At 51.7% G+C, this 12,805-nt stretch carries 15 protein-coding genes; all 15 read left to right on the top strand.

Annotated features, from left to right (window positions below):
* The first annotated feature begins 15 nt into the window (after positions 1-15).
* The 15 genes from N1249_RS22840 (at position 16) to N1249_RS22910 (ending at position 12,727) form a co-directional block, all read left to right on the top strand.
* A complete protein-coding gene (locus N1249_RS22840; RefSeq protein WP_072931956.1) occupies positions 16-888 on the top strand; it encodes a major capsid protein in 873 nt (290 codons plus the stop codon).
* An 82-nt stretch (positions 889-970) separates the two neighbouring features.
* On the top strand, positions 971-1,441 hold the full coding sequence (locus tag N1249_RS22845) for an Ig-like domain-containing protein (RefSeq protein WP_259838612.1): 471 nt from the start codon (positions 971-973) through the stop codon (positions 1,439-1,441).
* Between the two features lie 36 nt (positions 1,442-1,477).
* Positions 1,478-1,912, top strand: a complete 435-nt coding sequence (locus N1249_RS22850; RefSeq protein ID WP_259838614.1) for a hypothetical protein — start codon at positions 1,478-1,480, stop codon at positions 1,910-1,912.
* Positions 1,912-2,742 carry a hypothetical protein gene (locus N1249_RS22855; RefSeq protein ID WP_311202572.1) on the top strand — a complete coding sequence of 277 codons (831 nt, stop codon included), beginning with the start codon at positions 1,912-1,914 and terminating at the stop codon, positions 2,740-2,742. The genes N1249_RS22850 and N1249_RS22855 overlap by 1 nt, the downstream gene beginning before the upstream one ends.
* 73 nt (positions 2,743-2,815) lie before the next feature.
* Entirely contained in the window at positions 2,816-3,196 is a 381-nt protein-coding gene (locus tag N1249_RS22860; protein ID WP_259838618.1) for a hypothetical protein, read from the top strand.
* Positions 3,187-3,657, top strand: coding sequence for a hypothetical protein (locus tag N1249_RS22865; RefSeq protein ID WP_063160600.1), 471 nt, complete (start codon positions 3,187-3,189; stop codon positions 3,655-3,657). Before N1249_RS22860 ends, N1249_RS22865 begins: the two co-directional genes overlap by 10 nt.
* A gap of 1 nt (position 3,658) precedes the next feature.
* On the top strand, positions 3,659-4,039 hold the full coding sequence (locus N1249_RS22870; protein ID WP_259838621.1) for a minor capsid protein: 381 nt from the start codon (positions 3,659-3,661) through the stop codon (positions 4,037-4,039).
* 108 nt (positions 4,040-4,147) lie between these two features.
* Entirely contained in the window at positions 4,148-4,909 is a 762-nt protein-coding gene (locus tag N1249_RS22875; RefSeq protein WP_259838638.1) for an Ig domain-containing protein, read from the top strand.
* A 46-nt stretch (positions 4,910-4,955) separates the two neighbouring features.
* Positions 4,956-5,273: a hypothetical protein gene (locus N1249_RS22880; protein ID WP_259838640.1), complete on the top strand. Its 318-nt coding sequence runs from the start codon at positions 4,956-4,958 to the stop codon at positions 5,271-5,273.
* 128 nt (positions 5,274-5,401) lie between these two features.
* Entirely contained in the window at positions 5,402-5,626 is a 225-nt protein-coding gene (locus N1249_RS22885; protein ID WP_175558187.1) for a hypothetical protein, read from the top strand.
* Positions 5,627-5,633: 7 nt separating this feature from the next.
* Entirely contained in the window at positions 5,634-10,232 is a 4,599-nt protein-coding gene (locus N1249_RS22890) for a tape measure protein (RefSeq protein WP_259838642.1), read from the top strand.
* 10 nt (positions 10,233-10,242) lie between these two features.
* Entirely contained in the window at positions 10,243-10,575 is a 333-nt protein-coding gene (locus N1249_RS22895; RefSeq protein WP_256064076.1) for a phage tail protein, read from the top strand.
* Between the two features lie 47 nt (positions 10,576-10,622).
* Positions 10,623-11,321: a phage minor tail protein L gene (locus tag N1249_RS22900; RefSeq protein WP_259838645.1), complete on the top strand. Its 699-nt coding sequence runs from the start codon at positions 10,623-10,625 to the stop codon at positions 11,319-11,321.
* Positions 11,318-12,088: a C40 family peptidase gene (locus tag N1249_RS22905; protein ID WP_409193183.1), complete on the top strand. Its 771-nt coding sequence runs from the start codon at positions 11,318-11,320 to the stop codon at positions 12,086-12,088. Before N1249_RS22900 ends, N1249_RS22905 begins: the two co-directional genes overlap by 4 nt.
* Positions 12,089-12,097: 9 nt before the next feature.
* Positions 12,098-12,727 carry a tail assembly protein gene (locus tag N1249_RS22910; RefSeq protein ID WP_259838647.1) on the top strand — a complete coding sequence of 210 codons (630 nt, stop codon included), beginning with the start codon at positions 12,098-12,100 and terminating at the stop codon, positions 12,725-12,727.
* Positions 12,728-12,805: the final 78 nt, after the last annotated feature.

Consider the following 12,805-nt stretch of genomic DNA (forward strand, 5'->3'; position numbering starts at 1 on the left):
AAAGGAATTGAAAAGATGCCATTACTGCGAGACGAAGCTGAAAAGCTGTCTAACAACGAACTGGAACAGGGCGTAATCGAAACTATCATCGATCGCGATGACCTGTTTGCCGTTCTGCCTTTCATGAAGATCAACTCTAAAGCGTATCTGTACAACCGCGAAGATTCACTGTCTGAAGCCAGCTTCATTGACGTGAACGATGTGGTTCCAGAAGGCGCTGCAACGTTCACCGAGCATGTGGCTAAGCTGCGTATTCTGGCTGGCGACGTTGACGTTGATAAATTCCTGGCAACCACCATGGCCGACACCAATAGCCAGCTGGCTATCCAGGTTCGTTCCAAAGTGAAAGGTCTGGCGCGCGCATTCCGCCGCAACCTGATCCAGGGTGACTCCACCAAAGATGCAAAATCCTTTGACGGTATTGCCAAGCTGATGGCAGCTGATCAGGGCATCGTTGCCAACGCTTCCATGACTTTCTCCATGCTCGATGAGCTGGTTGATGCCGTGAAAGATCTGGGCGCTGACTGCCTGATGGTTCGCTCTGAGCATATGCGCGCTTACCGTGCGTTGCTGCGTACCGTGAACGTCGGCCCGTCTGAAGTGATGATCGAAAACTTTGGTCGTCCAATGCTGACTCACAACGGCATTCCGTTCATCGTGAACGACTTCATCCCTGTTGTTGACGGCGCTGCCGACATCTACGGCCTGCACCTGTCCGAAGAGAACGGTCTGACCGGTCTGTACGGTGGTGATAATGCCGGCATCGTGGTTGAGTCCATCGGCACCGTTCAGAACAAAGACGCCCTGCGTACTCGCGTTAAGTGGTACTGCTCTCTGGCGAACAAGCACGACAAAGCGATCGCTGCGCTGAAAGGCGTTAAGATTTAATCTTAATGATAGGTAGTTAGCTACCTATCACCGATCATTAGCAAGGGTGGGCAGTCGCCCACCCTTTTTTTATGGAGTATACATGGCAGACAAAAAAGTACGTATCACCGAAGAAGTGCTCTCGGATTACACGGGTCACATGTTCGGTGTGCCTTTCGTCAATAGTGTGAGCGCGAATCCTGTTAGTGAGCGCCGTCAAGCACGAATGCTGGCAGCTCTTCGCGGAGAAGTGATTGACGGTGGCCAACAGTCTGGTTCTGGCAATAGCGCCAGCACCGGTGGTTCCAGCCAGCAGAAAGTGCCGATCAACGGCATCTACATGAACCCGGCTTCTACTGGCCTGAAAGTGGGTGAGTCCCGAACTCTGACCTACAACACGGCGCCAGATAATGCCACTGACAAATCAGGCGTTTGGAGCACTAACAACGCTGCGATCGTAACGGTTGATCAGAAAGGCAAGATTACGGCTGTTGGTGTGGGTAATGCAGTAGTTACTTTCACCTCAAACGATGGCCCGTCTTCCACCTGCCAGGTTGCAGTGACCGCGGCTTAATGAACGTGGCCGCTTGTCGGCCACTCAAGGATGAATATGAAATCTGCAAAAGTACGACTGCTCGAATCATGCTTTAAGGGTTATACCGGCATGTTGTGCGGCATTCAGTTTGAAGATGGCATCTCTGTGTCAGAACTGCCATTTGTGGATCAGCAGCGCATTTGCTCATCTATGCGCGCGGAAACCATTGAGGGCACCAATGTCTCTCCTTCTGGCATTTATAGCGAACGCCATGGGCTATCCGCTGACAACGTAAAAGAGACAGCTGCGCCAGTTAATGAGCGTATGGAACGTGTGACCACGCAAGCCCACGTAAGCACTCAGCCTAAGTTCTCTCGTGAAGAGCTGGAAGCGGTAGCCGACAGCGAAGGAATTGCCGGCTTACGCCAGATCGGAAATGAGCTGGGTGTGAAGGGCAAGGGCATCGTTGAGATGATCGAAGGCATTATGAAAGCCCAGGGCGGTGAATGATGGCTCAGCTCGGCACGTTTAAAAGCGGCGAAGCTGTTTCGCTGTCATTCACTCTCAATGTGCTCGATGCGGCATCCGCAACGTACACCCTGAAAGACGGCCGGGCGAACATTGTGGCGGAAGATGTACCAGTTGAGTTTGAGGCTGGTCAGATGTCCGTCACTGTTGTCGTGCCAGCTGAGTACAACCAGCTTGCAGATCGTGAGCGGGATTTGCGTCGTTTGGTCTTGACGGTCAATGACGGCACTATCAATCACCTCACTGAGCAGCTGTATGTTCTGATGGCAGACTTTGAGCTGGCGGTTCCACGGCATTCGTTTGCCACAATCGCCGACGCCCAGATGCAGGCAATCGACATGTTGAATGGGGATGCGTTGCTTGCCGATGGAGACAGCCTGATGCGCAAGCGTCTTATTGAGGCCACAAATCGCATCAAGACAATGCCTTTCTCGATTCGTCGAATTTTTGGTATCGATTATGACGATTACGATCGACCGCAAAATATGTTGAACGTCACCACAATGCCGTTTGGAGCAGCTGGGCAGTACCGCGTCGATATAGTGGATTGGGATGAGCTGAGCGATGAGGATTTTGCCGCTTTCCCGGATGTCTTCAAGCGCGCTGTGATGTTGGCTGTGATCAACGAAGCGTGTGAAATTGCCAACGGCAACGATGTAGCTGCCGCGCGCGAAGATGGGATTCTCTCGGAGTCGATTGGCGAGACGACCAATATGTACCGAACCGGCAAAAGCGCACCAAAGACGGTGGCTAGAACCACCTGGCGTTTGCTGGCTAAGTATACCAATAACCGGTTTATCGTTCGTCGGTAGTCAAATTTCGCGCCAGCGACCACCAGCATGGGAGCAGGGTTTAAGTCATCATCGATGCACCCGCACCAGTTGGATGGCGCTGGCGTTGTTTATTCACATGGAGGTGAATATGCACGTAGCCTGGCAAACAGAACTCGCTGTTTATCGAAAAGGTGGGATGAACATCTATGGCGAGTCGAAATACCAGTTTGTGAGAAGCACCAAAGTAGGCGTAGTGAATTTTACAGAAGGCGTCGTTCAATCATCAGTACGAGCTGATAGCTCTGGCAGTCGTGGCAAAGCAGACATTGAGACGTTCAATGCTGTGCTAATCGTGCCCCTGGCTGCTGATGTGAAGCTGGATGACGTATTGGTGATGTCTGGCACTAAGTTACTGGTGGCGAGCGTAGAGCGTCGTTGGGGGCTTCGTGGGCGCCCTGGTCATCTGGAAGTCGGGGCTAACGTATGGGTCTGAGTTACGACGCATCAAAGTTACGACGCCAGGCCAATTCTCTCGATCAGCGTCAAAAAGCGTTTAAGCGCTATTTGCTTCGCGATATGGAGAAGGTGGCGAAAGTGATGGAGCGATTAGCCAGAGCGATGGCGCCGATTGAAACCGGGTCATTGGAAAAGGCGATCTACGCGCGCGTCATCAATAACTTCTCTGAGGTGAAAGTCGAGCTTTATGTCTCCGGTGCAACATCGCGTGAGGGACACCCGGGCGTGACGGTTGGGCAATATGCTGATTACATGCACAACGATCACTACCGGCTTGGCCGACTGTCGAGAATGAAGAGCGTTACCAACCCGCCGATCGAGGGAATGCGAGCGAGGGTAGGGCGTCTCTACATGGAACGTGCGATTGAAATGGGTGAAAAGCGGTTCAGGGAAGCTGTAACGGAAGCAGCGAGAAAAGCTGGGTTCACAAGGGGGTGACATGTTTATTGAAGCGTTTGCCAAATTTCTTCAGGACAAGAAGTTAGGCGTGATTGGTAAGGACACTTTCGCACATCACATGCCAGCTTCGGTCAAAAGCGGAATTTTGCTGGTGAATCCCAATACCGGTATTGCAATTGACCGCGAGCTTGAAGGCTTTTATCAGGATGTTTTCACTGTAATCATCAGAGAGCCGACATTGTCTGTGGTGTCGGCCAGAGCTAACAAAATCATGGCTGTTCTGCCGCTTATTGATACAGAAGTGCAGGGCATTCGGTTTAAATATGTAAAGCCTCTGTCTCTACCGATTATCTACCCGCAGGATGATGGATCACTGTTCGAAGCGGGTATTCCCGTCGAATTTGCAGCATATCCGGTGTAATCATCAATAAAATAGCCATGTGATTACTTTTTTAAAGTAAAAAATAGCTATATACTTACATTTGCCGCAAGGAATGCGGCAACCAATGCAAAAAGGAGTTTGCAAACAATGGCTAACACCCATGTTAAAAATATCAAATTAGGCGCTTGCAAAGTGTCTTTCGGTGGCCAGGATCTTGGCTACACCAAAGGCGGCGTTGAAGTCGAGGTTTCTACCGAAACCCTAAAAGTCACCGTTGACCAGCTGGGCCAGACCACCATTTCTGAACTGGTGCAGGGTCGTAACGTAAAAGTTACCGCTCCGCTGGCCGAAAGTGTTCTGGCGAACCTGGTTAACCTGATGCCTGGCTCAACCATGTCTGCCGACAAAAACACCCTGTCTATCAGCTCCGCTCAGGGCGTCAACCTCGTTGACGTTGCTCAGGAATTGATCCTGACCCCGCAAGATGGCACCGATTTCGTGCTGACTCTGCCGAAGGCGGCAACGGCGGGTAATTTCACCATGGCTTACAAATCCGATGACGTTCGCGTGTTCTCCGTTGATTTCAACGCATACCCGGACGACGACGGCATTCTGGGAACCATGACCAACCCAAAGCCTGATGCCGGTGATGCGTCTGTCGCAGTTACCGGCGTAGCTGTTAACCCAACCACCGCGAACATCGCTGTGGGCGGTACTACCCAGCTGGCCGCAGTATTCGCTCCTACCAACGCCACGGATAAAACCGGTACGTGGGTATCGAGCAACACTGCTGTAGCCACTGTTGATAGCACCGGCAAGGTAACAGGTAAAGCTGCGGGTAACGCCCAGATCACCTTCACCACCACTGACGGCGCGAAGACTGCAACAGCAGCCATCACCGTAGCGTAACCCCAAAGAGGCTCAGGACGAGCCTCTTATTTAAACGGAATTGAAAATGACAAAATTACTCGACCTGGATGCCATTTCGCCTCCACAAAAAACAGTCAAGTTCGGCGGCAAAAAGTACCCGATCGTTGAAATGACCGTTGGCTTGTTTGTTGCCATCAAGCAAATGGAAGGCAAAGACCTGGCGGCTCTGTCTATGGCAGATCAGGTAACCGCATATGCAGATCTGGTGCAGAAATTACTGCCGACTGTCACACCTGAAGCACTCCAAAAGCTGACTTTGCCTCAGCTGCAGCAGGTTTTCACCTTCGCAATGGAAGTGGTTGAAGAAGAGAACGAAAAAGCTGCTGGTGAAGAAGCAAAGTAATCACCCGCGATGAGTCCGGGCAGATGGTGACGGTTTCCATCGATCTCGGATTCTATTTCAGTCGTGTTGTTGCTCACTATGCCGTCTCGCCGATAGAGCTACTCCAGCTGCCGCTGGCCATGTTTTGGATGTTAAGCCGAAACATTGATCGTCTCCGGGCTGAAGAGGATGTCCGTAGATTCCAGGTGGCAAGGGTTGCCCAGGCAGATGCGGATAGCGGCAAGGCGTTTATGGAGGGTTTGCAACACCGTATTGGAAGACCAGTCGTTACCGATAAAGTCTACGATCCAAGTTATGCGAAAGCAGACCCCGACGCCAAAGAGCAACTGATGAAAATATTTGGCGCAGGATGACAAGGGAATGTCTGACAACGTAGAGTTTATTCTGTCGCTGGACGATAAAAAGTTCACCGCGGCAATCGACCGGGCGGGAAAACTGCTGGTCAGTTTTGGCGAGAAGGCCACAAAGCCAGCGCAAAAAATCGCAACACTTGAGCGTTCTCTGGGTTCCGTCGCCGGGATTCTGGGTACGCTCGACAAAAAGCTGGAGTCGGTCGCCAATGGTCTTCAGGACTTAGGCGCCGGTTTCGAGCTTGTCTCTAAGGCAATGCGCGACACCAGACAAGAGCTGGTGACGTTTAACGCCAACCTCAAAACCTACACCACACGTATTGATGCAGCCGACAAAGCCACGAAGGGGTTTCATCATTCCTTGCAGGCTGTTCAATCAGAGCTGAGCGACTTCTCTGATTGGGCTAATCACGCTGGACGTGCAGCCTCATCCTTTGGCCATGAGGTCAAAGAGGCGAATACAGCCACCTCCGGTATGAACACGCGTTTGTCCAACTCCAGCAAGCGAATGGAGAATTGGTCTGCATCGTCCACCAAAGCCGCCGCCCAGATGAAAAAGGTCGTGGCGGAGATGGACGCACTGATTAACCGCCAAAGAGAATTGGGCAATCTGCGAGCGGATGTGCGTGGCCCTGGCCGTGGTGGTTCCGGTGGAAGTTCGGGCGGCTCCGGTGGCGGCTCCGGTCGTGGTGGCCGTCACTCAAGCGGCGGGCTGATGGACGGCATGAAAGGCAATATCTTCATGCTCGGTGAAATCGGTGATGCAGCTTATACGGTAAAAGAAATGCTGTTTGGCTGGCAGGAGCCGATCGTCGAAGCAGCTGCCCAGATGCAGAAGATGCGCATCTTGCTTGAAGGCATGAACAAAGAAGCTGCCAACCCGAAGCTGGCTGCGACTAATGACATGAATTACATCGTGAACATGGCTAAAACAGCCCCGTTCGCAATGGATGCGCTGACAGACGCATTCGTTAAATTCAAATCAGCTGGCATCGATCCCGCCAATGGCTCTCTAAAGTCGCTGGTTGACTCTGTGGCGCGTTTTGGTGGCGATAGTGAACTGTTGAAGCGAGCAGCTGTGGCAATCCAGCAGATGTCCGGTAAGGGCGTCATTTCGATGGAAGAGCTGCGTCAGCAATTAGGTGAAGCAGTTCCTACCGCGATGCAGGCGATGGCTGATTCCGCTGGCGTCACTATGGGGCAACTGACCAAAGCGATCTCCACCGGTACTGTCTCGGCTAAGCAGGGTTTGGAACTGTTGTTCCAGGGACTTGATGCCCAAAGCCGTGGCGCAGCCGAAAATCTGATGCAGGCATATAGCGGCGCGCTGGCACAACTCCAGACCTCGTTCACTCTGTTTGCGGATCGCATCGGTCAAGCCGGGTATCTCGAATCAATCACCAAAGTCTTTAAAGAGCTGTCCAGCTACATGAACAGCACTGACGGCAAGGTGTTTGCGCAGGATTTGGGTGAGGGGTTGTCTACCGCGGTAAACGCGCTGATGGACATGGCTAAGTGGGCGGAGCGCAACAAAGAGTTGCTTCTCACCCTCGGCCAGGCAGCTTTGGCGTTGATCGGCTTTAAGGTGCTGAAAGGCACTGTGACGGGGCTGGCCACCGCAGGGACGCAAATGGGTGGAAGCCTCAAAAAAGCCTTTGAGGTCGTAAATGGCGCTGGCGCGAAAACCATCAGTGTAATTGCCGGTGTGGTTAAAACATTCCGTGATTTCGGCGGCACCGCGGCGATGATCATCTATGTAGGCGAGGCCATTAAGATGGTTCGCACCGCATGGCTGGCATTCCAGGCAGTGATTGTGGCCAACCCTGTTGGCGCAGCCATTACCGCAATTGCTTTAGCGGTCGGCGGTTTAATCGCCGTAATGACGTCGCTGCGTGACAAAACCGCCGAAACAGTGGCTGAAATTCGCAAGATCCCTGAAGCGATGACAGCCGCGCAGCGATCTCAAATGACCGCTCGCATCAAGCAACTGGAGAGCCAGAACAGCGGCGATCAGCAGACTCTTGAATCGATGAAGAGCGGCGGCCTGTCATCCTCAGCTATTGGCGTTGATCAGAAGGCACTTCAGTCGCGTTTAGAAGCAAACCAGAAGGAGTTGGCTCAGCTTAAAGAAACCGTTGGTATGGGTGATAAAGCCCAATACGAGAACCTGGCGCGCGACATTGTCACCAAACGCCTGGAAGACGTAGACAACGGCATCAAAGCGGGGATGGCGCAGTACAGCACAACCACTCTGAAGGATGCGCGTAATAAGCGCACGGTGCTTTCGCAAGACCAGAAAATGTCTCCTTCAGAGAAAAGCGCGCAGCTTGAATCAATCAACGCTGCCGATCGCGATGCTCATCTTAAGCCATTCCTGGAAGGGGCAGACAAAACCCAGAAGATCGTCGATAGCCTTGGGCAAGAGGTTGTTCGAATTACGAAACTGCTGGAAAACCCGAATCTGAATGACAGCGATCGCTCGCGTCTGCAAGGTCAATTAAATGGCCAATCTCAGGCATTTAATACCGCGCAGGAGTCACTCAGCAGCCTCCAGGGGCAAATTAAGAACATCCGTGAGCAATCTGGCAAGGGTTTGCAGATGCTGGATGGCTCTTATTACACCGGGGTTGGCGGTACCAAAAAGCAAGATGATCGTCTGAACTCACTGTTTGTTAATTCCCAGCTCGGTACTGGCAAACAAACTCGAATGAATCGAGACGGCACAATCATGCGTGATATTGCCGGTGATGCTGTGATGGGTGATGCCCAGCTGAAGGCCAACACTAAGCTGCGTTCCATCTACGGCGAAACCATCAAGATGGAGCAGCTGACCGCAGACCAGCGCGAGAAGATCTCTTCCATCCTGACCGCAGCAAAGCTGAAGGATGAGCAAAAAGCGCAGCGCGCAGCTGAGCGAGCGGGGAAATCGGCTGAGGCAGCTGCTAAGCGTGAGGAGAGTGCGCGTCAAAAGGCAATTAAGGCCAATGAGACGTGGATCGGAAAAGCGGAGCAGATGGCCGGTCAGCTGGGGCTGTCATCGAAAGCGAGCGTTGAGTTCGACCAAAACATTCAGGAAGTCACCAAGCACCTGACTGAGATGGCTAACGCAGTGCCAAGCGATACGCTTTCCAAGGGGATGATCGACAACGCCAAAACTATGCTGGCGTTCATCAACCAGAACAAGGACGCCTACTCCAAGCGGCTGAATCAAGACGCTGCCGAGCAGAGCATTACCAAGTTCGCGCCGATGGCCAATAAGGTGATCAGCTCAGGCTACACCCCGGATTATCAATCTGCCGCGGCCGAGTGGAATAAGAAGTTTAACGAAAGCCTTGCTTACCTCCAGAGTCAGTCGAAGAACGCACAAGACCAGGGCATGAAAGAGGTGTACGACCGTGCAATCTCACAAATGCTGGCTGGCCGAAATAAGGCGTTTATTGCTGAAGTTGGTACGTCCCAGCAGAAGTTGGCGCAGGAATACAGCGATGTAGCCTCGCAAATGGAATCTGTGTGGACGAGCTGCTTCGAAAACCTGACCGATAAGCTGACCGAGTTCGTCAAAACCGGCAAGTTCAGCATCGCTGATTTTGGCGATTACATCTTTGACGAGATGTTGAAGGTTAGCACCAAGGCGCTGGTTGTTGAGCCTCTTATGCAGTCGCTGGGCATGAGTACAAACTCAGGTGCCAGTTGGGGCGATAAGCTGTCGGGAGCCAAAGATGCGGTCATCGGGAGCTTCACTAAAACCCAGCAGTCAGGTTCGCCAGTTGAGGCAATGTCTTCACCAACCAGCGCCGGTAATGATTCTGGCAGCATGTTTGAGGGGCTGAAGAACTCCTTCAAGTCACTGACCACATCAGTATCGGATCTGGCGTCATCAGGTTTGAAAAGCCTGAAAGATGGCTTCAACGAACTGACGGGCAGCACCAAAAACTCGACTTCGGCGGTGACGCAGAATGCAGTCTCTACCCAAGAGGCGACTTCTGCAACGCGCGGATTCACCTTGTCAGCTAGCACGGCTGTAACTGCGATCGGGGCGACGATTTCAGCGCTAGGCGCTGCTACAGGCAATAAGTGGATGGGGTATGTGGGTGCGGCCGCGAGCATCATGGGGCTGGCATCATCTGCGTATGGCGCGATGTCCTCTGCCGGTTGGACAGGAAATTCGGCCAGCACGGTGCAGGATGGAACCAAGGGATTCCAGGTCAAGCCAAACGCCAACCAGTTCCAGGTGACGGCACACGCAAAGGGTGGGGTATTCGGTCCTGACGGTGTGGTTCCTCTCAAAAAGTATGCCAAAGGCGGTATTGCATCATCCCCGCAGCTGGCGTTGTTTGGCGAGGGCAGTCACAAAGAAGCGTATGTGCCACTTCCAGACGGCCGTTCAATTCCGGTGACGTTTACTGGTGGTGGCGAAGGGTCTGGCGGCGACAGTGTGGCAATTTCCATCACTGTTCAGAACTACGGTCATGGCAGCAGCAAGTCATCTGAGGTATCGGACAACGGCTCTCAGTGGAACGATATGGCCCGCAAAGTGAAGGCGGTCGTGCTTGACACGCTGACCGACGAAAGCAGACCGGGCGGGATGTTAAGCAGTACAAGCAAATAAGGAGTGGGTAATGTCACGGACGACATTTACCTGGTTCCCGTTGTTTGATTCCGAGAAGGAGATGAAGCCGGAAGTAACCCGGCTCGCCTTCAACGAAGGGTATGAACAACGTGTAACCAGTGGTTTGAACTGGCGCAAGTCCAGCTGGGATCTGCAATTCCAGGGAACACGAGCTGAGATGCAGGAGATCGACGACTTCCTGTATGCGCGCGGCGGGGTGGAATCATTTAATTGGACTTCACCAAATGGGCAGAAGGTTGTCGTGGTGAGCGATAGCCACAAGGTCAAAAGCTCACGAGGGTACGCGACCTTGACCACAACGTTCCGCCAGGTGTTTGAGTAACTGAAGCCCCCAAGGATGGGGGCAAAACTTCAAGGATGAAGACAAAAATGGAAACTATTGCATCGAGCATTCAGTCACTGCAACCGAGTGCGCTGATTGAAGTGTTTGAGTTGGATATGTCAGTAACCACCAGCGGTGGGAAGCTGTACTTTCACGCAGGCACCAACGAACTCTCTGAGCCAATCATTTGGCAGGGGGTAACCTATAACCCATGGCCAATTGCGGCATCGGGCTTCGATAAAAATGGTCAGGGCAAGTTGCCACGGCCAAAGCTGCAGGTGAGTAACCTTGACGGTATTATTTCGGCTGAAGTGCAGTCGAATGAGGATTTGATCGGCTGTAAGCTCATTCGTCGAGTCACGCTCGCTCGATTTTTGGATGCTGTCAATTTTACTGAGGGCAACCCTACAGCTGACCCTAACCAGCATTTTGCCGATGAAATGTGGTACATCGACCAGAAGACTTTTGAGGATCGCGAGATTGTTGAGTTTGAGCTTGCCTCAGCATTCGATTTGATGGGAGTTATGCTGCCTAACCGCCAGATCGTCAAAAACTCATGCCAGTGGCGTTATCGAAGTGCCGAATGCGGCTACACCGGACCGTATTTTGACAAAAACGATGCGGCAACCACTTTGGCCAGCGCCGACTACTGCACCAAAAGGCTATCGTCTTGCCGTGCCCGAATCAACTACTTTGCCAACGGCATCATTGCGTTTGGCGGATTCCCCGGAGCAAACCGCGCATGATGATGATGATGAATGAAAAGTTGCTTGGCGCCATGCGCCTTGCCGCTTTACAAGCATATCCAAATGAGGCTTGCGGCCTGCTTGTTAATACCAGAGCGAATAAGTATGAGTTAATTCTTTGCCGAAACGTTGCTGATGATCCTGAAAACTATTTTGTCATGCACGATGAAGACCAAATTGCAGCTGAAAGAGCTGGCGAGGTAGTCGGTGTTTGGCATTCGCATACCGATGAGGACAATCAGGCGTCCGAGGCCGATATGTCTGGCTGTGAGGCATCCGAGTTGCCATGGTTTATTATCAACGTCAGCAAAAACTACAATCCAGAAATTGATGCAGAGTATCGTTTTAGTGATGTAAATGTGATCAAGCCATCTGGATTTGAAATGCCTTATGAGGGAAGACCCTACGCATTTGGAGTATTTGATTGCTGGTTGCTGTGCCGAGATTATTTAAAACGTGAGAAAAATGTAGCCATTGGCGTCTGCCCTGAATTGCATATTCCATCGTGGTGGGAAAAGGGCGTTGATATTTTAAACGACAATTTCCAATCGCAAGATCTTGTGAGGTTGCCACCGGGAGCGCCACGTCAGGCTGGAGATATTTTCTTCATGCAGTTGGCATCGCAAGTTCCTGATCACTGTGCAGTTTACATCGGCGATGGTATGATATTGCATCATCAGATGGATAGATTGAGCTGTAAAGCTATCTATGGCGGGATGTACGAAAAGCACACCACGCACCATTTGAGACACAAGGATTTAATGTGAGGGAAGACAATGAGTGAAATGGCTATGGATAAGCCTGAACTTGTCACTGTCGAATTAGGTGGAGTTTTAGGTAAAAACTTTGGAAAGGTTCATCGCGTTGCGGCAAATACAGTCCGTCGCGCAGTTAGTATTATTGACTGCAACCGTCCAGGTTTTGTAACCTGGATGAAGATGAACGCTAAGAAATATCAGAAGTATCATATTTCCGTCGAGCGTCATGATGGTGCTGTTTATGACATGTGCGAAGACGAGTTCCAAATGGAAAATAACGGCAGCATGAAGACGATCAGAATTACACCAATTTATCGTGGATCTGGTTCAAAGATTGTCGGTGCAGTTCAGGTTGTTGTTGGTGTTATTTTGATGGTGGTGGCCGTGTTTGCAACGTCAGTAACCGGTGGTGCTTCATTGGCAATGTTTTCTGCAGGTTTTGCTATGGCGTTCGGTGGTGTCGCAGCGCTCTTGTCAAAGCAGCCATCAAACAAAATGACGACCGTCGATAATAAAGACTCTTATTACTTTGATGGGCCGCAAAATACGGTAGCCCAAGGTAATCCCGTACCGCTCATTTACGGTAAAGAGATTCTGGTAGGTTCCCAGATTGTCAGCGTCAAGATGTCTGTTGAGCAGATGATTTAGGACACAACCGCTACTACAGGCACTGGTGATGGTGGTAGTGGAGCAGGGCAAGTTAAGTAACAAAAAGGCTGGGTGTTG

The sequence above is a fragment of the Enterobacter sp. CP102 genome (assembly GCF_025152625.1).
GTDB lineage: Bacteria > Pseudomonadota > Gammaproteobacteria > Enterobacterales > Enterobacteriaceae > Enterobacter > Enterobacter soli.

Excerpts from the sequence above, each read along its gene's own strand:
- N1249_RS22855 (WP_311202572.1), top strand. The coding sequence starts at position 1,912 with ATGGCTCAGCTCGGCACGTTTAAAAGCGGCGAAGCTGTTTCGCTGTCA.
- N1249_RS22875 (WP_259838638.1), top strand. The coding sequence starts at position 4,148 with ATGGCTAACACCCATGTTAAAAATATCAAATTAGGCGCTTGCAAAGTG.
- N1249_RS22845 (WP_259838612.1), top strand. The coding sequence starts at position 971 with ATGGCAGACAAAAAAGTACGTATCACCGAAGAAGTGCTCTCGGATTAC.
- N1249_RS22840 (WP_072931956.1), top strand. The coding sequence starts at position 16 with ATGCCATTACTGCGAGACGAAGCTGAAAAGCTGTCTAACAACGAACTG.
- N1249_RS22890 (WP_259838642.1), top strand. The coding sequence starts at position 5,634 with ATGTCTGACAACGTAGAGTTTATTCTGTCGCTGGACGATAAAAAGTTC.
- N1249_RS22895 (WP_256064076.1), top strand. The coding sequence starts at position 10,243 with ATGTCACGGACGACATTTACCTGGTTCCCGTTGTTTGATTCCGAGAAG.
- N1249_RS22865 (WP_063160600.1), top strand. The coding sequence starts at position 3,187 with ATGGGTCTGAGTTACGACGCATCAAAGTTACGACGCCAGGCCAATTCT.
- N1249_RS22860 (WP_259838618.1), top strand. The coding sequence starts at position 2,816 with ATGGCGCTGGCGTTGTTTATTCACATGGAGGTGAATATGCACGTAGCC.
- N1249_RS22885 (WP_175558187.1), top strand. The coding sequence starts at position 5,402 with ATGTTAAGCCGAAACATTGATCGTCTCCGGGCTGAAGAGGATGTCCGT.
- N1249_RS22900 (WP_259838645.1), top strand. The coding sequence starts at position 10,623 with ATGGAAACTATTGCATCGAGCATTCAGTCACTGCAACCGAGTGCGCTG.
- N1249_RS22910 (WP_259838647.1), top strand. The coding sequence starts at position 12,098 with ATGAGTGAAATGGCTATGGATAAGCCTGAACTTGTCACTGTCGAATTA.
- N1249_RS22850 (WP_259838614.1), top strand. The coding sequence starts at position 1,478 with ATGAAATCTGCAAAAGTACGACTGCTCGAATCATGCTTTAAGGGTTAT.
- N1249_RS22870 (WP_259838621.1), top strand. The coding sequence starts at position 3,659 with ATGTTTATTGAAGCGTTTGCCAAATTTCTTCAGGACAAGAAGTTAGGC.
- N1249_RS22880 (WP_259838640.1), top strand. The coding sequence starts at position 4,956 with ATGACAAAATTACTCGACCTGGATGCCATTTCGCCTCCACAAAAAACA.
- N1249_RS22905 (WP_409193183.1), top strand. The coding sequence starts at position 11,318 with ATGATGATGATGATGAATGAAAAGTTGCTTGGCGCCATGCGCCTTGCC.